We start from the raw sequence: 21,252 nt of genomic DNA on the forward strand, positions 1-21,252 counted from the left end.
GCGAGAATCGGCGCTAAAGAAGGGGGTGGAGGCGTGGATGTTGGCGCGAAGTTCCTCGGCACACGTTGGGCGGCACGAGCCCCCATAGCCCTGTTCAAAGCGCACCTGGGCTTCCTCTTCGCCGGCCGCATGCTCCTGCTGCTTCACCGCGGCCGCAACAGCGGTGCCGAACGATCCGTCGTGCTGGAGGCCGTAGACCGCGAAGACCCCGACAAGGTGCTGATCGCGTCAGGGTTCGGAACCACCTCCCAGTGGTACCAGAACCTGAAGGCCGAACCTTCCTGTCGGGTATCGATCGGATTCCGAAACCGCGTCCCGGCCACGGCCGAACTCCTCGACACGTCAGCCAGCTCATCGCTTCTCGCACGGTACGCGGCAGACCACCCGAGACTGTGGAAACACCTCAGCCGATCGATCACGACACTCACAGGCGACAGCGACGAGAAGCTCGACATACCCATCGTCCGGCTGCATCTCGAACGACGACCCGACTGAACGAGATCGACGGGGTCATCCCCATTGCACAGGTCCGGGGAGCGATCGCAAATCTGGAGGTCGGCGCGTCGCGGACGGCATCAGTGAGCCAAACCGGGATGCCGCTATCGGCCAGCCCTGACCTGGCCGTGTTCTGCCGGAAACGATCTTGCTGGAGAAGCTTCAACCGGAGCCCCGAAACCGGAGCCCCGGATGAATCTAGCCCGGAGCCTGGCTGAGGTGCAGACCGAGCGGTGAGCTTCGAAGGCGATTGCATCGACCGGATGTCTTGCAACGTCTACCAGCCCAACCCCCTCACCGACGCACGACGGGCGCACAACCGCGCGCATCCCACACGACGGCCACCACGACGCGACAGACCGATGGCGCGTCATCGCGGAATGATCAACTCAGCAGCAGCAGGATCGGCTGCGGAATGCGCCATCGATCGGCGACCGGAGTCAACACCACGACACCGACGACCAGAGCAGCGACCAGCAGCAGGTCCACTCCAGCAGCCTGAACCAACGTCGTTGCCGCTGTGGACCGACGCGCCCGGCGCGATCCAACCCGGCCGGGCTGCAAGATTTGACCACGCGTCATCCGCGGGACCAGGATCTGCGTGCTCAGACGCTACCGGCGGTTGGCTGCGACAGCGCTCAACTGCCCGTCGCTCCGTCCGACCGGACCGTATCCGGGGCGCGCATGGCACGTCGCCCTCACGGTCAACCCCGCGTCGGTGCCGTGCCGGACGTCATCGACCCTCCCAGCTGTCGTGGAAGCGGCACGTGCGGTGGCCGCTGCCCTCCAACAGCTCCCGAGTCGTCACTCAAGCGATCGCGGCAACCGGTACGCCCGCCGCGTCCCCATCGACACGACGGACCCCCAGACCGGTACACCACGACGGCCTTCGCGCCGGAGGAGGACGGCGGCCACCTGTTCAGGGAACACCCGAGCGGCGCCGCACATCGACCCGATCCGATGCGGGACGCTGATACCCGCGACGACCAGAATCGTGTCGGCACCACCGATCGATGCTCATCCGCGCCGACCACGACGGCCCGAGTTGGTCGACCACCCGCCCGATCAAGCGCCCTGACTGTCCACTATCGAGCAACAGTTGCAGGCAAGCAACCTCCGGACGGCCATCGTGACCGCGGCGTTACCAGGCCGGGTCTTGATCAGCTTCCCCACAACGCCAACAACAAGATCAACCGCATAACGCCTGGCACCGATCGCTGGACAAGGTTGCGTCGACCTCATCTGCGGTCGGTCAAGCCACCCCAGCCGGCCGAACGGAGGACCGTGGCTCGTCACGTGACGAAGGTTCGACCGCGGCCACTTCGGGCCGCTCCCGGTCGAAAATGCGCCCCGATCAGCGTGCCCTTGCCGGACCGGTGCCGGATGGGTTGGATGGACCCATGACCGACCGTCGACGCGAGCCTGGTTCCCGGCAACTGGCCACCATGATCGACGCCGCACGCGTCTTCGCCGGAATCACGGCCGAATCGATCGCCCAAAGCGGTGCAGCTCTGACCCTTCCTCAGCTTCGCGTCCTGGTCCTCGCGTCACTCGCTGAGCCGCTCAATGCGACTGCCGTCGCGGCGGCGCTGGAAGTCCACCTCTCCAGCGCCAGCCGAATCTGCGACCGGCTGGTCAGAGGGGGATTGCTGGCCCGGCGTGACCGCCCCGATGACCGGCGACACCTCGAACTGACCCTGACCGAGGAAGGTGAGCGGGTTCTCGCCGACATCACGGCCCACCGAAAACGCGTCTTCAGCCGGATCCTGCGCCGGATCGATCCCGCCGACCGAGCGCTGCTGACCGATGCGCTCGGACCCTTCATCGATGCCGCCACCGAGTACGACAACCGCCGTTCCCTGATGCCCTGACCGCCGCGCACGGGTCGTCCCATGGTGCCCGCATCGGAGACTGTTCGGCCGAATTGGCCGGGAAGCTGTCGATCGTCGTGCCGAAGAAGTCCCTGCCCCATGCCTCATTGCCGGCAGAGCCGGGAGGTCGTGACCTCGATGCGACACGACGAGGAGGCGACTCGGTTGGCCCAACCCTGGATCCGGATCATCAGCAGCCGGCGCGATCGGCCAGCGGGCGCGGCCGGGAACGCAGGATGTCCCGCCTTGGATCTCCAGCCGAGCCCGACATCCGCCTGCGCACGCTCCCCCGACGCCCGTCGTCCGACGGCAGCGTGGACGATTCAGGAGCGGCTAGAAGCGAGGAGACGTGGCTGCTCGCTGCGGCGATGCTGCCGATCCTGATCATCGCGGTTGCCGCAGCAACACTTCGCCGTGTCACTCAGGTGGACCGAATGCATACACCGACGCTACGACGGTCCCGCCGGGCTCGACAAGAGCAGCCCCACGATGATCTCAGCGTCCTCGGATGGTGGAAATCGAGTGGCGAACCGGCAGGCGGCGGGCACCCGGCGCCGAACTGCGGCGGCAGGCCCCGCCAGAGCGACCCGGATCAGTGCCCGAGGACGAAGTAGCGCAGCCACAGATAGGGCGCGGCCAGCAGGACCGTCACCGCGGTCACGACTGCGCCTTTGCGGGTGAACTCCCAAAACGAGATGGGTGTGGCGGAGCGGGCGGCGATGCCGATGACGACGACGTTGGCGCTGGCCCCGATCGCGGTCAGGTTCCCGCCGAAATCGGCGCCGATGGCAAGCGCCCACCACAACGCGTTGGCTTGGCTCGGATCCTCAATACCGTGGCTGAGCTGGGCGACGATCGGGCTCATCGCCGCGGTGTAGGGAATGTTGTCCACGATCCCGCTGAGGAGCGCCGACACGAACAAGATCAGCATGGTGGCCGTCAACGGATCACCGCCGGTCGCCCGCGCCGCAGCGTCGGCCAGCCGGCCGATCACCCCGGTCTGCACCAGCGCACCGACCATGATGAACAACCCGGCGAAGAACAACAACGTCTCCCACTCCACGCTTGGCATGAACTCGGCGGGTCTGCTCCGCGACAGCAAGACCAGCAGGCCCGCCCCGATCAACGCCACCACCGACGGTTCGACGTGCAGCACGGCATGGCCGATGAATCCGGCGAAGACCAGCGCCAGCACGATCCCGCAAATGATCAGCAGCCGACGGTCCTTGATCGCCTCCCGTTCATCCAGCGCCATCACCTCGGCCGTCCGAGCCGGATCGACGGTGAAGGAACCGCGGAACAGCAGCGGCAGCATAGCGACCAGAACAATGATCCCCAGTCCCGCGATCGGTGTCATGTGGATCAGGAAGTCGTTGAAGCTCAGCCCGGAACGGCTGGCGATGATGATGTTCGGCGGGTCACCGATCAACGTCGCCGCCCCGCCGATGTTCGACGCGAACACCTCCGCGATCAGGAACGGCACCGGGGACACGTCGAGCCGTTCACAGACCAGCAACGTCACCGGCGCGATCAACAACACGGTGGTCACATTGTCCAAGAACGCGGAGGCGAGCGCAGTGATCAGCACCAGCAGCACCATCACCTTCAGCGGGGAACCCTTGGCGCGTTTCGCCGCCCAGATCGCCACATACTCGAACACCCCGGTGCGGCGCAACACACCGACGATGATCATCATCCCGAGCAGCAGGAAAATGACATCCCAGTCGATCCCGGTCTCGTGGGAGTAGAACACATCCTCTGAGGACAACACACCGAACGCGACCACCATCGCCGCCCCGGTCAACGCGACCACTGTCTTCGGCACTCGCTCCGTCGCGATCAACACATAGGCGGCGATGAAGACGCCGACCGCGACCACGGCCATCACCGGTTGTCACCTACTCGCGGGACCGGCCCGGTTATCGATTCGGCAGCGACAGCTCCAACAGCCGCGACGCGGTGATCACACCGATCAGCCGACCGTCCCGCATCACCGCCACCAGCGGGCACCGCAGCCGGGCCATGATCGCCGCCACCTCGATGATGGTGTCGTCGTGGTTCACCGCCGCCAACTCGCTCCGCTCCACTGGTAACACATCGCGGACCCGCTTGCGGCCCAGCTTCTCCCCCGCCCGGTCCGCCATCGACTCGCTCATCACCCGCGCCAGCGACGGATCGTCCTGCACATATCCGGGCACCAGGAACCGGACCACCTGCGATGCCGGCAGAATCGAATGCGGTGAACCGTCCACGTCGGTGACCACCAACGCCGGCAGACGCCGGTCGGCCAACACGTGCGCCGCCTCCAACGCATTGGCGTCCAACGACACCAACGGCGCGTCCTCCGCCATCTGCTCGGCGTGCACCACCACAGGCTACGCGCACACACACCGGCCGAGCCCGCAACGAACTCACCCGGCCACCAGCCACTCGACCAAGCACACGACCCGCCTCGCGTCGTCGAAACGCGGCGCAGCAGGACACCGCACCGCGTGCCGACCAGACTTCCCGGCGCACCCTCGCCCCACGGCGAAGTCGACATCGTAACGCCCCCCCGATTCCGACCCCGGCGACCTGCGACGTCGGTGCACGGGCCGTCGCAACCCTGGGCCCCTCCGGCATGGCATCACGGAGCCGGCGCCGGTACGGCCTGGTTGACGGCCCGGCATGAGCCGCTGGAGGCGACGGTCAGCGACCAGGCGCATGACAGGACGGAGAATCTGCTGGCCTCAGCGGCGCCCACGGGTCTAGCGTGGCTTGTGGCGTGCCGGGAAGCCTGGTCGGCGTTGACATCAGCGTCGGCTGCGAAGGAGCCTCGCCATGAACACGCCCACCCAGCCTGCCATTCGCACCGAAGGTCTGACGAAGAGGTTCGGACCCACCCTGGCCCTGGACCACCTCGACCTCGAGGTGGAGACCGGGGAGGTGTTCGGGTTCCTCGGCCCGAACGGGGCCGGCAAGTCGACCACGATCCGGCTGATCCTCGGCCTGATCCGGCCGACCGCCGGCCGCGCCCTGATCTTCGGCACCGACGCCGCGGATATCGTCGCGTCCCACAGCCGCCTCGCCCACGTGCCCGCCGACGTTGCCCTCTGGCCAGACCTGACCGGGGCCGTGGTGCTGGCCCTGCTTGCCGCGTTGGGCCCAGGCACTGACCGCGGCTACCGGGCCGAGGTGGTCGACCGGTTCGCCCTGGACCCCGATCGACGGTGCGCCACCTACTCCACCGGCAACCGCCAGAAGGTGGCCCTGATCGCCGCCTTCGCCACCCGCGCGCAGCTGCTGATCCTGGACGAGCCGACCACCGGGCTGGATCCCCTGATGGAACAGCAGTTCCGCATCTGTCTGCGCGAGGCGACGGACCGAGGGCAGACCGTGTTCCTCAGTTCCCACCAGCTCGCCGAGGTCGACGCGGTGTGTGATCGGGTCGGCATCCTTCGAGCCGGCCGGCTCGTCGACGTGGCCGGCCTGACCGAGCTGCGTCGGCTTCGGACGACCGAACTCACCGCCACCTATGCCGGCGCGGTGCCGGCCGGCCTCCGAGCCGACCTGCCGGGTGTCGAGGCGGTGCACCGCATCTCGGCCAGCACCATCGCCGTGGTGCTGTCCGGGGCACCGGGAGCGGCGCTGCAACAACTGGCCACTGATGATCTTGTCGCCGTGGACGTCCGAGAGCCCAGCCTGGAGGAGATCTTCCTCGGCTACTACGGCGGGGCCGGCTCGTGACCGCGGCGGACATCCGAACGGGACGCGTCGTCGCACCGCCGAACGAACGGGCGCGGTGGCTGCGGCTGCTGCGACTGGATCTGCGGCGGATCACCCGCGGCGCCGCGATCCTGGGTGCGCTGACCGCGGGCTTCACCGCACTCGTCGTCCGCGTCTATCCGAGCACAGTCGCCAGCCCGCAGGATGCGGCCGCGCTGGAACTGGTGGCCCACAACCCGGCGATCCGGCTCCTGTTCGGGATACCGCGAGCGCTCGACACCGCAGGCGGGTTCACCGTGTGGCGGACCGGCACCATCGCCGCCGTGGCGATCGCCGCGTGGGCGCTCGCCACGGCCACCCGGCTGACCCGGGGCGAGGAGGACAGCGGCCGCAGCTGGCTGCTGCACTCCGCACCCGTCCCGATCCCGACCACCGTCGTCGCCCACCTCACCACCATCGTCGCAGTCGTGACCGCAATCGGCGCGGCCACGGCCGTGGCCATGGTCGCCGCCGGCGCCACACCCGAGGGCGCCCTGATCTACACCGCCGGGCTGGTCGCGGTCGGATGGTTCTTCACCGCCATCGGCGCCTCCGCCAGCCAGTTGCTGGGTGAGCGGTCGCAGGCCGGCGGACTGGCCGCCGGGCTGCTAGTGGCCGCACTGATGACCCGCATGGTCGGCGACGGACTCGAGTCGGTCGGCTGGATCGGCTGGCTGACCCCCTTCGGTCTGCTGTCGCTCAGCGCCCCCTACACGGGTAATCATTGGCTGCCGATCGTGGCACTGATCGCTGCCTCGCTCGCCGCCGCAACACTCGCGGTCTACCTGGCCGGACACCGAGACCTCGGAGCGGGTCTGATCGCCGTCCGCGGCACCAGGGCCGCCCGAACGAGGCTGCTCTCAAGTCCGGTCGGGTTCGCGACCCGCCGAACGCTTCCGTCCCTCCTGGGCTGGGGTGCCGCCATCGTCGGCTACTTCCTGCTGATCGGGTTGCTTGCGGTGTCGCTTACGGAATTCCTGACCGCCAACCCGCGTTTCGCCGAACTCGCCGCCGCCGCCGGCTTCGGCGACCTCGTGCGCGTCGAGGGCTACGTCGCCGCGCTGTTCAAGCTGCTCCCGATCCCGCTCGGACTGTACGCAGCCGTGCGGATCGCCAGGCTCGCGGCGGCCGAGACACGCGGGCAACTCACCCTGCTCTTCAGCACACCCGTACGACGTGTCGCCTGGCCCCTGTCCGAGGCGTTCGTCGTGACAGTGGCATGTCTGCTGCTGGCAGCTGTGACAGCCGTCAGCGCCTGGATCGGCACGACCATCGTCGCCGCCGACCTGACACTCGGCGACGCGTTTGCCGGCACGGCCAACGTGTTGCCCGTCGTGTTCTTGTCGGTGGGCGCCGCCATCGTGGCCTGGGGATGGTGGCCACGGGCCGTCTTGCCGATCGGGGCACTGCCCACCGTGGGCGGCTTCATCTGGTGGGTGGTGGCCGAGTCTCTCGACTGGTCCGAGCGGGTCCAAGCCATCTCCCCCTACCCGCACCTGGCATCGGTGCCGGCAAACCCCCCGAACCTCCTCGCCGCCGCAACCATGACCGGAGTCGCCGCAGCCCTACTGCTCGGTGGGCTGATCGGCTTCTCCCGCCGCGACCTGCGCACGTGATCATGCCGAAGATCCCTCCCGCGAGGCGTTGACCCCCACCGCAAGCACCTCGGCTGTTCCTGACGCTCAGTCGGCAACACGTCGGGAGTGAACCAGCCAACGACGCCGACCAGCGACCACAGCGCGAGTGTTGCGCGGATTGAACGCGGCCGGTCGAACAACGGTCCCTGAGCAGGCCAGGAATACGGCCGGCTCGTCCGCACCACCTACCTGAGCCGCTACATCGCCAACGAAGAGCTACGCCGCCGGGTGCGGCGGCAACTGAACAAGGGTGAGAGTCTGCACGCGCTCGCCGCGACCTATCTTCGCCCACCAAGGCCAGATCCGACGCCGGCACCGACGACCAGGTCGACCAGGCACTCTGCCTCACCCTTGTCACCAACGCTGTCGTGCTGTGGAACGCGACGTACCTGGGCGACACTCTCGACGCCCTGCGCGCCGAGAGCTACCCCATCACAGCTGAAGACGCGGCACATCTGACACCCGCGCAACACGATCACATCAACTTCTACGGCACCTACTCCTTCGACTTCGAAACAGAGCTCCGTCGTGATGGACACCGCCCGCTTCGCTCACCGGCCGCCTAACCAGCGGCAACCTGACGACGGAAGGGACATCATCGGGCGGCGACTCCCAGGAGTTGTTGGTTCTGCTGGTCTTGTTGCCACCGGTCGGCGTGTTGGCTGGCGCGGTCGAGGATGCGGGCGAGGGTGTCGTGCCAGTAGACCAGTTCGAACGAGCCTTGTTGAAGTTTGAGCTGGCGGACGTCGGCGATCTTGAGCCCGAGCAGCTCGGCGCGTAGGGGTGGGATGTTCTCCCACCGGTCGGGTGGTCCGATTTGGGCGTGCAGGCCGTATTCGTCGACCAGCGCCTCCACCCATGCGCGGAGGTCTTGGGCGTGGGCGGCAGTGTTCCCGGCCTGTACGTCCGGCTGTGCCGGGTTGAGTTGTCCGAGTTGTTTGGTGTGGGCGAGGACCTGGCCGGCGAGGTCGTTGAGCATGGTGGCCAGTTCGTCGATCGCCGGCCACGGATCCGGCGGCGACGGGTTCGGAGGTGGGCTGGTCACGGCCGACCGGCGGGGAGGAGCCGGGCCAGGCCACGCCGGCTGGTCGGCTGGTCGTCGGCGAGGTCGAGAGCGAACGCCTCATCCATCATCTGCGCGACGCCGGGGTCAATGAGGTCCCGCATCGCCGGTGACTCGAACCACGCCGGGACGGTCAGTTTGATCGGCTTGTAGTGGTCGACGATCGCCAGGGTCTCGTCCGGGCCGAGCCTGCGCAGCTCCCCTGGGGTGGCGAGGTCGACCTCCTCCTCGGACATGGAGACGGATCGGCGTTGGTCGTGCAGGTCGCGGCTGTGGTTGATCGTGGACCGGATCGTCTTCCCCAACAGGGTGGACAGTTCGTTGAGGGTGCCTACGTCGCTGATGCCTTTCAGGTACACCTTGGCGATGTGGTTCGACTTCACCTCTTCGGCGGCGGCACCGTAGATCCGGCGGATCTGGGCGAGGTCCTGCCACACTGATTCGACGATGATGCCCTGGCCACGTCCGGAGGACACGATGTGGGCCAGGTCGCGGAGTGGAGCGATGTTAGCCGCCTCATCCAGGCTGAGGAGTAGCGCGGGGCGGAGGGGGCGGCCGGAGGCTTCTTCGCGTTCCTGGACGCGGCGGACGGTCGCGTTGATGACGGACTCGAACACGGCCCGGTAGATGTGCTGGTCGGCGTTCGACGCGATCAGGTACAGAGTGCCGCGCTGGTCGAGGAGCCGGTCGATATCGAGCAGATCCCCTTCCCCGTCACGGGTGTTCGTCACCTTGCCCATCACTTCCGACGACCAGCCTTCGAGCAGGTTGTACGCGGTCGCCACGATCGACGACTTCGTCTTCTCGTGCGTACCGCGGTGCGCCTTCCAGGCCCGGACCGCCCGCTGGTCTCCGACGACGTCGAGGCGTTGGGTGATGAAGTCCTCCGCACCGATCTGGATCCAACCGAACACGTCGTCCAACGTGTGGTTCTCGCGGGCGGCCAGGAACAGGGCGGGGGCGAGCATCCGCCGGGCCAACGAGTCCCAGAACTCCTGTCCTTTGATGCCGCCGTCGTCGGCGTGGCCGGCGTCGGACAGCCACTGCCCGGCCCGCAACGCGTCGTCGAAGGAGTGGATGTACATCAGCGGCGAGAACCGGCAGGTGCCGAGCCCGGCCGACTCGGACGGGTTCAACACCCAGATCGGGCCTTGGTCGGCACGTCGGTGCAGGGTCAACCACAGCAGGTCGGTCTTCACACTGGTCACGACCGCCGGGCCGCGGTGCTGGAGCAGGTCGGGGACGAGCATCCGGGCGGTCTTCCCGCCGCCGGCGGGGCCGACGATCAGCTTCGACCCGCCAACCGGACAGGCCAGCATCATCGGCCGGCGGCTGGCCACCGCCAGCTCCCCCAGCGGCAGCCGGCGGGAGTCGGGCTGCTTGATCACGAGGCCGAACACGTCGCGGGCGCCGGCCCACTGGGAGGACCGGTCCCGTTGCTGCTGCAGGGTGCCGCGGCCGGAGGTGCCGCGGATCCGCAGCCACATCCATGCCGCGTACACGATCAGCCCGACCACCAGGACGATCCAGACCCACCACGGGATCCAGCCGAGCAGGTCACCGTAGATGTTCAACCCGGTCACCGGGTCATCACCTCCTCACGATCATCAGCCGCGACCTCGTCGCGGGCGCCAGCTGCGGGTGCATCGTCGTCTTCGTCGAAGGGGCCGGGTGGGGCGTCGGCGCCGCCGGTGATGGCGGCGTCGGTGTAGTTGGCCCACCGGTCCAGGTCGGTCCTCACATGGCAGACGACCCGGGGTGGGCGGAGTTCGGGCCGGCCCTCGATCAGGATGTGGGTGCCTTTCGCCAGCTGTTGGATGGTTTCGGTCAGGTCGCCGAGGCCGAGCAGGTCGTTGGTGTGTTTCGCCTCGGCCAGCTGCGCCTGCCGCAGCAGGTGGATGACCCCGGTCTCCCGGAACAGTGCGGCGAGTGGGGAGTCGGTGTCGATGTCGGACAGGTGGTGCAGCACCAGCACCAACGACACCCCGACCCCACGGCCCCGCTTGGCGAGCGAGCGGAGGATCGCTGCGACGGAGGGGAAGTCGGCGGTGTAGCCCTCCTCGATGATCACCACACTCTGCCGGGGGCTCATCGACCAGACCGAGGAGATGAACGTCGACATGATCGCCATCACCAGCATCAACGCCGCCGACCCGTCCTGCAGCGAGGAGGTGTGGACCACGATCAGGACCGCGCCGAGGTCGAGATCGTGGCCGTCGGCGTCGCGGGTCGGGCCGTCGATCAACCCGGACAGGGTGCCGTCCAGGGCGCCGTGCAGGTCGAACCCGAGCCGCAGCCCGTAGCCGAGCATGTCCTTCGCCCCGACATGACCGCTGGCCGCCAGTGCGGCCGGCAGGTACGCCAGGTCGGGTTGGAACAGGGCGTCGACGACATCACTCAACACCGGGACCCGGCCCTCCCGGGCGGCGCCGGCCATGGCCTGCCGGTGCGCCGCGGACAGGGCGAACCGTTCCTCCGACGTCAGCGGTCCGTGGAGCAGCTCGGCGACCATCTGGAGGAGCTCGTCCTGGCCGACGGTGTCGTACTGGTCGCCGCCGCGGGCGATGATCCGCGGGTCGAGGATGTTGACCCGGGCACCGTTCCCGGCCCGGTCGAACCTGATCCGCGCCACCCGTTTGCCGGAGGCTTCGACGATCCGGGCGGACGGGTCGTACTCGGAGTTGCGGTCCCGGTTCCGTTTCCGGTCGAAGCAGCAGACCTGACGGCCGGCGTAGATGGCGTCCTGCAGGTAGTGGTTCTTCACGAAGCTGCTCTTGGTGACCCCGACGTCACCGACCAGGACGACGTTGATCGACTCCACGATCCCGCGGTCGTACAGGACGAACGGATCGGATCCGACATACATGCCGGTCTGCTCATCGAGCCCGGTCGGGCCGCCGCTGAACGGCGGCTGAGACCGGATCAGCGCCGGGTTCGTGGCCACCACCTGCCGGGTCGAGGTGATCGTCGCGTCCCGATCGGCCACCTCATACCAGCCGAGCCGGTCCAGGAACCGGTACCGCCGCAACCCCCTCGGAACGGGGCCTTTCAGGTCGTCCCACTGACCCCGATCCGCCAAAAAAACACCGTCGTGGCCGGCGGCCGGCTCGTCGTCGCGTTCTTCCGGGTCGGGGTCGGTGCCGAACAGGGCTGCGGCTGGCCCCTGACGTCGCCGGGCGGACCTCTGGGCCTGCTCCTCCCGGCGTCGTTGCTGGTCCGCGCGTCGGCGTTGGCGACGGTTGGGCGACTCGTCGACCAGCTCCTCCAGCTCGGCTGGGGCATCTGGTTCGGTGTCGGGGAGTGTCATCGGAGGAGTCCTCGTCCCAGGGGTTGTGAGAGCACCATCGCGTCGGCCTGCCGGGTGTCGCACCAGGTGAAGGCGTCGACGTTCAGGTCGGCCATCGCGGAGTCGACCAGGCCGCGGGCCTGCAACAGGCCCAGATGGGACGGTGCGGAGCAGGTGACCCGGACCGACGGGATGACGCCGGCGGACTGGTGCCGCAGGTCGTACAGGACCTGGTGGCCGGCGTCGGCTTGTTCCTGGTCCTCACCGGTGGTGATCTTCCCGGTGTCGCGGGCGACCCGGGTCAACGTGTTGAGCAGCTGGTCGGCCATCTGCTTCTGGGATTCGCGCCGGTCCAGCAGCCGCCATGACGCCGTGACGGTGCGGATCACCGACGGTGATCCGGCGTCGAACACCTGCGCCACGGCCGGCAGCATCCACCGCGACGACACCCGATCCGCGGGCCAGCCGTACGGGGCGATGTAGCCGGTCGCGTGGTACCAGAGCACGTCCCGACCCCAGTCCGGCACCTGCAGGGCTTCCGGCAGCGGGGGTGGGTAGCCGACGAACGCGTCCCGGGCCGAGACGATCCCCGTGAGGTCGTCGATGCTGCGGCTGGGCACGTACAGGTGCCGGATCAGGGCACCCAGCCGGCGGGGGCTGAGCCCGTGGACGACCCGCAGACCGGCACCGTTCAGCAGCTCGGTCACCTCGCCGACCTGGTGGTGCACCGCATGGCAGATCGTGTCCCGGTCCGTCGCCCCGCGATGCTCGGCGGCCCACCGGTAGATCCCGGCCTCCGGGATCCGGATCGTGGCGAACATCCGGTAGGAGTCCGAGACCCGGTCCAGGTTCGTCATCCGCTGCTCGATGTTGTCGCCCAGCATCGTGTGCTCGAGCCCGTCGGCGCGCATCCGCCGGACCTGCTCCTTGTACGCGGCCGGGAGGCCGGGTTGGGCGCGGGTCATCAACGAGATCTCGTCGACCGGGCAGCGGGCCTCGGCGAGCCGGTTCAGTACCCGTTCCAGCTCGTGGTCCTCCCGCTGCGTCGCCGCCACCGACCGCAACCCGTCACCGCGGCCTTCGATCTCCACCGTGGCGGTGAAGTAGGCGCCTTTCGTGCCGGTCGTCGAGTGCCGGATCACGACCTGCTCGGCGGCGTCCTCGTCGACCGCGACACCGAGGATCAGGATGTCGCCGACCGGGGGGTGTTGGTAACGCTGCTGTCACCAGCCCCAATGCGCTCGTGATGATTGCCCGTTATGGAGTACCTGTCGGACGACGTGGATGATTTGGTCGAGTTCTGGACCTTGCTCGATGAGGACCGTCTGCTGCTGGAGGGCAGGCGAGGCGCCACGGCGTTGGGCTTCGCTCTGCTGTTGAAGCACTACAGCCGTCATGGCCGGTTCCCACCCGGACCGGCCGAGTTGCCGGATGCCGTGGTCGAGTTCGTGGCCCGTCAGGTCGGGGTGTCCGGGGCGGACCTGGGCAGCTACGAGTGGTCTGGCAGCACGATCGAGTATCACCGCAGTCAGATCCGCGCCCATCTGGGCTTCCGGGTCGCCACCATCAACGATCAGGAGAGGCTGACGACCTGGCTGGCCGCGAACGTGGCCCGCGCCGAGCGGCGGCCTGAGCGGGTCCGTGCAGAGCTACTCGCCCAGTTCCGACGAGAACAGATCGAGCCGCCCACGCCGGCGCGGCTGCTGCGGATGGTCCGTTCGGCGTTGCGCACCGCCGAGCAGGACTGGACTGGACGAATCTCGGCCCGCCTGGACACGCCGGTGAGGGGCCGCCTGCTGTGTTTGATCGACACCGAGGCTGGGGTCGACGACAGCGGCGACGAGGGCGGAGCCCACGGTTCGGAGACCGTGCTGGGATTGATCAAGTCGACGCCGGGGAACGTCGGCCTGGAATCGATGATGACCGAGATCGGCAAGCTGGAAGCGGTCCGGGCGATCGGGCTGCCCGCCGGCTTGTTCGCCGACGTGGCGCCCAGGGTGCTGGACGGCTGGAGGGTCAGGGCGGCTGTCGAGGCGCCATCGCATCTGCGCCGGCACGCCGAGCCGTTGACCCTCACGCTGCTGGCTGCGCTGGTCCATCAACGGGAACGCGAGATCACCGACGCGCTGGTGGACCTGCTCATCGCCACCGTCCACCGGATCGGCGCCCGTGCCGAGCGGCGGGTCACCGATGAGCTGGTCAACGCGTTCAAACGCGTGTCGGGTAAGGAGAACATCCTCTTCTCGATCGCCGAGGCGGCACTGGCGAGGCCCGACGATGCGGTGCGGGCTGTCGTCTTCCCGGCCGTGACCGGCGGTGAGCAGACGCTTCGGGAGCTGGTGCACGAGTTCAAGACCAAGGGCCCGGTCTATCGGCGCACCGTGCAGACCACGCTGAAGGCCTCCTACACCGGTCACTACCGCCGCGGCCTGATCGCGCTGCTGGAGGTCCTGCAGTTCCGGAGCAACAACACCGCGCACCGTCCGGTGATCGAGGCGTTGGGGCTGATCCGCCGGTACGCCAAGGCCGGCAACCTGACCTACTACCCGCTCGGAGAGAACGTGCCCGCCCACCCGGGCACCACCAGGGACTGGTCCGACCTGGTCTACCGATCCGACACAAGGGGCCGGCGACGCGTCGCCCGGATGGTGTACGAGGTCGCCACCTTCCAGGCGCTGCGAGAGCAGCTGCGATGCAAGGAGATCTGGGTCGTCGGCGCCGACTCCTGGCGCGACCCGGACGAGGACCTGCCCGCCGATTTCGAGGAACGACGGCCGGAGAACTACCGGGAACTGCGCAAACCGCTAGACCCCACCGTCTTCATCGACGGCCTGCGCGCGGAGATGACGGCCGCGCTCGGCGAGCTCGACACCGCGATCCCGACGCTGGACTGGGTCGACATCACCGACCGTGCCTCCGGGGCGATCACGCTGACCAGGCACGAGGCGGCACCCGAGCCAACCAACCTGGGACGGGTCAAGGGCGAGGTACGGCGGCGCTGGGGAACGGTCACGCTGATCGACATCCTCAAGGAGACCGTCCTGCGCACCGGCTGCCTGGACCAGATCAGCGCCGTCGCCGGCAGCGGCACCCTGCCGGTCGCGGTGCTGGCCGAACGGCTGATGCTGGCCATCTACGCCTACGGCACCAACACCGGCATCCGATCGGTCGCCGCGGGCGGCGGTCACGGGCACAGCGAGGACGAGATCCGCTACGTGCGGCGCCGCTACCTGACCCGCGACACCGCCACGGCGGTCGCGATCGGCATCGCCAACGCCACCTTCGCGGCCCGGCGAGCGACCCTGTGGGGTGAGGGCTCGACCGCGGTCGCCTCCGACTCCACCCACTTCCGCTCCTACGACCAGAACATCTTCACCGAATGGCACTCCCGCTACGGCGGCCGCGGCACCCTCATCTACTGGCACGTCGAACGCGGATCGATGGTCGTGCACTCCCAGACCCTGCGCGCCTCCGCGTCCGAGGTCCACGCGATGGTCGAGGGCGCGATCCGGCACGGCACCACGATGACCGTCGAGGGCAACTACACCGACACCCACGGCCAGTCCGAGATCGGGTTCGCCATCACCCGGCTGCTCGGCTTCGACCTGCTGCCACGGATCAAGCAGATCAACCGGGTGCGGCTGTACCGGCCGGCCGCCGGTCACCCCGACGCCTACCCGCGGCTGACCCCGGCACTGACCCGCCCGATCCGCTGGGACCTGGTCGCGCAGAACTACGACCAGATGATCAAGTACGCCACCGCGATCCGACAAGGGACCGCCTCGACCGAGGCGATCCTGCGCCGCTTCACCCGATCCGCATCCCACCCCACCTACCAGGCGATGCTCGAGGTCGGCCGCGCCCAGCGCACCATCTTCGTCGCCCGCTACCTGCGCAGCCGTGAACTGCAGCGCGAGATCACCGAGGGCCTCAACGTCATCGAGACGTTCAACGGCGCGAACTCGGTCATCCACTACGGCAAGGGCGGCGAGATCGCCTCCAACCGCAAGGAAGAGCAGGAGATGACCATGCTGTGCCTGCGGATTCTGCACGCCGCACTGGTATACCTGAACACCCTTCTGCTCCAAGACGTCCTCGCCGAAGACGACTGGGCCGACACCCTCACCGCCGAGGACCGCCGCGGCCTCACCCCGCTGTTCTGGCAGCACGTGCTGCCCTACGGCGAAGTGAGACTCGACATGACCGCCCGGCTCAGCATCCGAACAACCCCGCCGGCAACGCCCATCCAAAGCCCGTAGGGAACGTCCTCACCTGAACACCAACGCGACGATGCCGTCACCAGAAGGCACCGGCATTGGGGCTCGTGACAGCACCGTTACCAACACCCCTCTGAGGGGTGAATTACGTGCTCTCTATCGTGTCGTTGAAACCCATGGTGGCCGATGCTGCGCCGGCGAAAACGGATATGTAGGACACGACGAACGCCGGAACGGCGGCACCGAACGCCGCGATGAAGGGCTCGTTGACCACTTTGAGTCGTGCGAAGCAGAGGTAGTCCTGGTAGCCGAACAAGAGGTCGGATGCCAGGCGCCATCCTCGGTCGGTCCCGCCTTTGCCGAAGACCACGAAGGCGAGAACGATGTGGGCCACGCCCCATAGACCCACGATGGCCGGGCCCGCCTCGCCGGACCACCGGGCCAGAAGAGTCCGGAACTTCCGCGGCGGCTCGTTGCCGATGGGCTCGTATTGGAACGGCTCGGGCCAGCAGAAGAAGATGAGGTCGATCAGGATCGGCAGACCCTCAAAGCACCATTCGAGGTTGGCAATCTCCTCGCCGTCGTCACAACCCGGAAGTTTAGAACCCGTGCCGAGCACCCACGGCACTGAAAGCGCCCAGGCGGCGAATTCGAAGACCAGTGACGCCACTGAGGACAGCTTCTGTATGAGGTCCCCGCCGCCCTTGTAGCTTGGCCCCATTTTGATGGCGGACATCGTGTCGGCCGGCCAGAACACGAACGACTTGATCAACCCACAAACATCAGAGGCGATGTAGAAGATGTTCGGATGCGTAGCGACGGACACGGTGCCGGTGGGGCCGACGGCCGCGAGCTCCGAGCTCTGGAGGCCGCTGGCCTGCAGCAGGGCGGCCGGTGTGTAGGCGGCCACGAACCCCTGGACCGACTGATCGGTCGGGTAGGGGGCGTTCCCCGTGGCCAGCTTGAAGGCGATCGTGGTCGGCGCGGCGAGCACGAGCGCGGCGAGGTCGAGCGTACTGAGCGGGCTGTGCACGAACTTTGCGTAGAGATCACTGACGAACGGGATGGGCCATGGAGCCGTGAACAGGGCCCTGATGCTGGTGAGCAGATCGGCGGCTGCGGCCAGGATCTGGTCTACGAGAGCGCCGGTGTTCTGCAGCGTCCATACCGCGATGCCTTTCATGACGCTCAAGGCCGCGGCTGTGGCGTTGACCAGGAAGGTGTCGGTGTGCTCGAGAGCCTTTTTGAGATAGGTCGCGGCGTCGCTGAACGCCTGCGAGGCGCTGAAGCTGTTCGTCGTTGACTGGATGCTGTCCACGAGTTGACTGGCGGCATCGCCGGCTACCGCCATCATGGCCATGTGCTCGGATTCGTTGAGCTGCGGAACCGGAGCGGCGGCCAGATTGTTGACGAGACCGTTGATGAGAACGTCGTGGTCGAGCATGTCGGCCGCCGGCGGTGACGCCGGCGTGTTGGTCTGCTGGATCTGGACCAGGCTTTGAGCGCCCAGTTGGGCGATCAGCCCGTCGACCGCGGCCGAGGCCTGCTGCTGGAGCCCGGTGAAGTAGGTGCTCACGCCGGTACGGAGGTAGTTGGTCACCGCGACGCCGAAGTCGAGGCACGTCGTGACGGCCGTTGACACGACGGTGTGGGTGCGGACTATGTCGTCCCAGTCGAACAGGAAGCCCAGCCACTGGAACAACCGGTCGAATCCGACCTGGACCTGGTCGAAGATTTCCTCGGCGATGTCGGCCACCTGTTGTAGGGCAGTGACGACGGCGGTATAGGCGGAGTTGGCGAAGTTCAGCACGACCTGGACGGCGCCGGCGGCGGCCGAAAGGGTCACCTGGACCACGGACAGGAAGCCGGTTCGGATCGCACTGTAGATGTCGCCCCAGCTGACGTCCCAGGTGAACAGTGATGCAGCTTGGGCTCCGGATGCGGCCTGCGTCAGCACGTCGTCGGCCTCGACCGAGGTCAACGTCCGGAAAACTGGATGACCAGTTGAGAAGTCCATCTGCCAGTGCTGATCCGGCACCAACGTGGGGTCGATTCGCCCGGACGGCCTATCGCCATGACCGCTCACGTAGCGGCCGACTCGTGCGTCGTTGCGGGGATGCAGGTGGGACGCCTCGCTTTCCTCCACGCTGTCCGGTAGGGTTTGGGCGAGGGTCATCAACTGGTTCAGGCCGGACGCGACCTGACCCGCGTCGGCCTGGTTGTTGAATTGATCCGGCAGCAATGAGACCTGATTGCCGTTCGGGTCGCTGATCGTCTGACCCAGCAGATCTTGCGCCGTGACCGCGCCCAGCTGATCCCGGATCGGTTTGCTCGGGTCTACCAGCACGCGGTCGTCCTCGGGCATGGTCTCGACCCACAGCCGGAACACCGGAGTACCCAGAGCGCCGGTCGGGATGGACATCGAAACCTTCCCCGCCGCATTCGAAACCCCGGTCCAGGGACGCTGTACATCAAGAAAACACGTGACGCCATTGATCGTCATGCTGGTGGGATCATCGACGGACAGCCGGACACCGGCCCCAACCCATGTCGCTTGGGTGTCTTGGTCGTACACCGTCAATTGGACGTCGTAGGAGTCGAACTGTTCGACAGCATTGGCGCCTGTGGCCGCAATCTCGACCTCGTCGAGATGCCAATCCTGCGACAACGGCTCCTGCCAGTACTGGAAAAGCCGGTTGTCGCTGGAGGTTATGAACGCCCGGCTGCGCCCATCTCCGTCTTGGATGACCCGCAGCTGTGCCCAGTTCATCGTCGTGTTCAGCGGTATGACATCACCCCACGTGCTGCTGCCAGCCGTGTCCTGCATCACGTGGTAGACGTGGCTGTCCTGCCCGATCGCAAACACCTCGAGGGCACCGTCTTCCCGCATTCCGGCACCGATGACGGCCCACGCCGCGGACCCGGACACCCGAACCGGCTGATATCCCGTCTGAGCCGAGACATCGACGGACAGATAGTCGCAGGCGCCGCTCGACGTGAGCGCGAACGCCTCGGAGTACCCGGCCCCGCCCATGGTCGCGGACACCTGCGTGTACGCCCCGGCCGCCGCGAACCCGGTCACGAAGTCACCGGTCCCCGGAATCGCCACGCCAAGCCCGGTTCCAGCTGCCTGCCCATTGGCCGCGGCAAAGACACCAAGATAGGAGTCCCCGGACGGGGTGGGAACCACTCCGGCGCACCAGCTGTTCGTGGTCATGGGCAGGCCCACGCTGCCACACCCCTGCCATGTTCCGTCGGGCTGGAGGAAAGACGGATGCGTCGTTCGCCCGGTCGAGGCGTAGTTGACCACAAGAGTCCCCGTGCCGTCCGGATCGACCGACACGTCGAGGACCACCGAGCCCGTCGCCGGCGTCAGGGCGGGCAAAGCAGTCCAGCCGCTCCACCGCCGATCCGAAATCGAGTACACCTGCGCGTCGGCAGTCGCCGCGTACACGGTCGTTCCCGACGCCGGCTCGTGAACGGCCGCCACGGCAACGGCCGCTCCACCGGGGAACTGCATGTCTGCCAGACTCCAGTTGGTGTCGCTTCCGGAGTCGGGATAGATGTTGTACAGGTGCCCGTCCGTGCCGATCGAGAAGACCTCGACCTCACCGGACCCCGTCGGCGCCAGCGCGTAGTCAGTACCGGCCGCTACCGGTGCGGACAGGCGATAGTTCTGCATCAGTTTGGAGCCGACAGAGACGGTTGCCCCCACCGGAGACGGTCCGGCTGCCGGGCCGCCCGGCAAGCCGGCGTGGGTGGCGTCTGCACTCATAACAAGGGTCCCTCGGCCGAACGGGGCGGATTCACACCCGTCGCGCACTATTGTCCTGCTCGCGCCCGGTGTCAATACTCCTGGTCAATGTCGACACGCTGTACGGACAGTCTTGCGGCGGAAGACCCTTGCTTCAGCCGCCTTCGAGTCGATCCCGCCCTCGCTCCCGTCCTGGAGGCGTTGTGATGATTGACGGCGGGTCAGTAGGCCACGGACAACGGCGCGGTGGCACGGCACAGATGTTGTCGACTCAACAAGCACGTCGTTCGGCTTCGCGGGTCCGTCGGGCAGGACGCGAGAGACACACCGAAAGGGCTGCATAATCCCGGTTATGCAGCACTGACCGTCGGAGGCGAGGCGGCTGGCCCGGATATTCAGCCACGGGAACGTCGTCTTGGAGGGCGGCCGGGCGTTCGATCGGGCCGTCGTCCTCGACCATGCGGCCCTGTCGGCGCCGCGGCCGAACCGCAACCCGCGCGAGCGGGCAACACCTTCTGCGTCGGTCGATTCGGCCAGGCAGTAGGCACTGCCGTGGCGTGGCCCGGACGCAGCGCGCCGTTCTCCTGGGTCGTTTTGTACAGGGTGTAAAGGTACGCAAAACTGCCCATGGACGCCCCATCCCATAACCCCGATCATTGTTTGACTGCACGAAGGGGACTGGGGCTGCATCCGCACTCAATGCGCTGGTCGCGTTGGGAGACGAGCCGCAAACAGCGTCGAAGGTTGATAGTTGGTGGAGCGTGTCTTGATCGGATGCAACCCGTCAATTGGAGGGACAATACCAGGTGACAATCAACTACAATTTCGCGTTCCCAGCCACCACGGGAACCTTATGGGCATATCGCCCTGACTTGGGCGAGGTGGACCGCGGGATCAGCGTGGCCGCTGGTACCAACCCGTCCATCGCAACGTTGGATACCGAAATCTCGGGGCTATTCGCCGTCGCATTTCACGGCGACAACGGCAATCTTTGGACGCTTGACCCCGACCTTCACCTCGTCGATCGCGGATTGAACATGGCTCCTGGGACGAGCCCATCTATCATACGCTTAAGGGACCGCCTCTATGCCGTCGCATTTCATGGTGGCAACGGCAGCCTTTGGACGATGGACCCCGACCTTCACGCTGTCGACCGGCGCCTGGGAATGGCATCCGGCACCAGCC

Annotated in this window: 13 protein-coding genes and 2 pseudogenes; 8 read left to right on the top strand and 7 right to left on the bottom strand. The window is 67.3% G+C overall.

The features are described from left to right. The first annotated feature begins 33 nt into the window (after window positions 1-33). Both ABD747_RS02250 and ABD747_RS02255 read left to right on the top strand, forming a co-directional pair. Complete coding sequence (locus ABD747_RS02250; RefSeq protein WP_344801456.1) at window positions 34-495, top strand: nitroreductase family deazaflavin-dependent oxidoreductase; 462 nt, start codon at window positions 34-36, stop codon at window positions 493-495. 1,400 nt (window positions 496-1,895) lie between these two features. Next, window positions 1,896-2,366: a MarR family winged helix-turn-helix transcriptional regulator gene (locus ABD747_RS02255; protein WP_344801457.1), complete on the top strand. Its 471-nt coding sequence runs from the start codon at window positions 1,896-1,898 to the stop codon at window positions 2,364-2,366. 592 nt (window positions 2,367-2,958) lie between these two features. Here ABD747_RS02255 and ABD747_RS02260 read toward each other — a convergent pair. Both ABD747_RS02260 and ABD747_RS02265 read right to left on the bottom strand, forming a co-directional pair. Next, entirely contained in the window at window positions 2,959-4,251 is a 1,293-nt protein-coding gene (locus ABD747_RS02260; protein WP_425562468.1) for an ArsB/NhaD family transporter, read from the bottom strand. A 34-nt stretch (window positions 4,252-4,285) separates the two neighbouring features. Then, on the bottom strand, window positions 4,286-4,732 hold the full coding sequence (locus tag ABD747_RS02265; RefSeq protein WP_344801459.1) for a CBS domain-containing protein: 447 nt from the start codon (window positions 4,730-4,732) through the stop codon (window positions 4,286-4,288). Window positions 4,733-5,186: 454 nt separating this feature from the next. On the opposite strand from ABD747_RS02265, the gene ABD747_RS02270 reads away from it, so the two are divergent. The 4 genes and pseudogenes from ABD747_RS02270 to ABD747_RS02280 form a co-directional block, all read left to right on the top strand. Then, window positions 5,187-6,092 (top strand): ABC transporter ATP-binding protein, encoded by a 906-nt coding sequence (locus tag ABD747_RS02270; protein ID WP_344801460.1) that lies wholly within the window; start codon window positions 5,187-5,189, stop codon window positions 6,090-6,092. Continuing rightward, complete coding sequence (locus tag ABD747_RS02275) at window positions 6,089-7,726, top strand: ABC transporter permease (protein ID WP_344801461.1); 1,638 nt, start codon at window positions 6,089-6,091, stop codon at window positions 7,724-7,726. Before ABD747_RS02270 ends, ABD747_RS02275 begins: the two co-directional genes overlap by 4 nt. A 183-nt stretch (window positions 7,727-7,909) precedes the next feature. Continuing rightward, window positions 7,910-8,011, top strand: a pseudogene (locus tag ABD747_RS26650) (Tn3 family transposase); the annotation flags it as partial. Window positions 8,012-8,067: 56 nt separating this feature from the next. Next, a pseudogene (locus ABD747_RS02280) lies at window positions 8,068-8,313 on the top strand (Tn3 family transposase); the annotation flags it as partial. 29 nt (window positions 8,314-8,342) lie between these two features. Here ABD747_RS02280 and ABD747_RS02285 read toward each other — a convergent pair. From ABD747_RS02285 to ABD747_RS02300, 4 genes are read right to left on the bottom strand one after another with little or no spacing between them, the layout of a single operon-like run. Next, a complete protein-coding gene (locus tag ABD747_RS02285; protein WP_344801462.1) occupies window positions 8,343-8,792 on the bottom strand; it encodes a hypothetical protein in 450 nt (149 codons plus the stop codon). Next, the gene (locus ABD747_RS02290) at window positions 8,789-10,393 is read right to left on the bottom strand and encodes a type IV secretory system conjugative DNA transfer family protein (RefSeq protein WP_344801463.1); all 1,605 of its coding nucleotides are present in this window, start codon (window positions 10,391-10,393) and stop codon (window positions 8,789-8,791) included. Before ABD747_RS02290 ends, ABD747_RS02285 begins: the two co-directional genes overlap by 4 nt. Further along, a complete protein-coding gene (locus ABD747_RS02295; RefSeq protein ID WP_344801464.1) occupies window positions 10,390-12,117 on the bottom strand; it encodes a hypothetical protein in 1,728 nt (575 codons plus the stop codon). The genes ABD747_RS02290 and ABD747_RS02295 overlap by 4 nt, the downstream gene beginning before the upstream one ends. After that, window positions 12,114-13,238 (bottom strand): hypothetical protein, encoded by a 1,125-nt coding sequence (locus ABD747_RS02300; RefSeq protein WP_344801465.1) that lies wholly within the window; start codon window positions 13,236-13,238, stop codon window positions 12,114-12,116. The genes ABD747_RS02295 and ABD747_RS02300 overlap by 4 nt, the downstream gene beginning before the upstream one ends. 117 nt (window positions 13,239-13,355) lie before the next feature. Between ABD747_RS02300 and ABD747_RS02305 the strand changes: the two genes are divergently transcribed. Then, window positions 13,356-16,355, top strand: coding sequence for a Tn3 family transposase (locus tag ABD747_RS02305; protein ID WP_344801466.1), 3,000 nt, complete (start codon window positions 13,356-13,358; stop codon window positions 16,353-16,355). A 103-nt stretch (window positions 16,356-16,458) separates the two neighbouring features. Here ABD747_RS02305 and ABD747_RS02310 read toward each other — a convergent pair whose 3' ends face one another. Beyond that, a complete protein-coding gene (locus tag ABD747_RS02310) occupies window positions 16,459-20,088 on the bottom strand; it encodes a PLL family lectin (RefSeq protein ID WP_344801467.1) in 3,630 nt (1,209 codons plus the stop codon). A 785-nt stretch (window positions 20,089-20,873) separates the two neighbouring features. Between ABD747_RS02310 and ABD747_RS02315 the strand changes: the two genes are divergently transcribed. Next, window positions 20,874-21,252, top strand: a 379-nt coding sequence (locus ABD747_RS02315) for a hypothetical protein (RefSeq protein ID WP_344801468.1), incomplete at its 3' end; no start/stop codon positions are given.

The sequence above is a fragment of the Microlunatus ginsengisoli genome, assembly GCF_039537205.1.
Classification (GTDB): domain Bacteria; phylum Actinomycetota; class Actinomycetes; order Propionibacteriales; family Propionibacteriaceae; genus Microlunatus; species Microlunatus ginsengisoli.

Coding starts and splice junctions, on each gene's coding strand:
- ABD747_RS02270 (WP_344801460.1), top strand. CDS start 5,187: ATGAACACGCCCACCCAGCCTGCCATTCGCACCGAAGGTCTGACGAAG.
- ABD747_RS02260 (WP_425562468.1), bottom strand. CDS start 4,251: ATGGCCGTGGTCGCGGTCGGCGTCTTCATCGCCGCCTATGTGTTGATC.
- ABD747_RS02255 (WP_344801457.1), top strand. CDS start 1,896: ATGACCGACCGTCGACGCGAGCCTGGTTCCCGGCAACTGGCCACCATG.
- ABD747_RS02305 (WP_344801466.1), top strand. CDS start 13,356: ATGGAGTACCTGTCGGACGACGTGGATGATTTGGTCGAGTTCTGGACC.
- ABD747_RS02310 (WP_344801467.1), bottom strand. CDS start 20,088: ATGAGTGCAGACGCCACCCACGCCGGCTTGCCGGGCGGCCCGGCAGCC.
- ABD747_RS02295 (WP_344801464.1), bottom strand. CDS start 12,117: ATGACACTCCCCGACACCGAACCAGATGCCCCAGCCGAGCTGGAGGAG.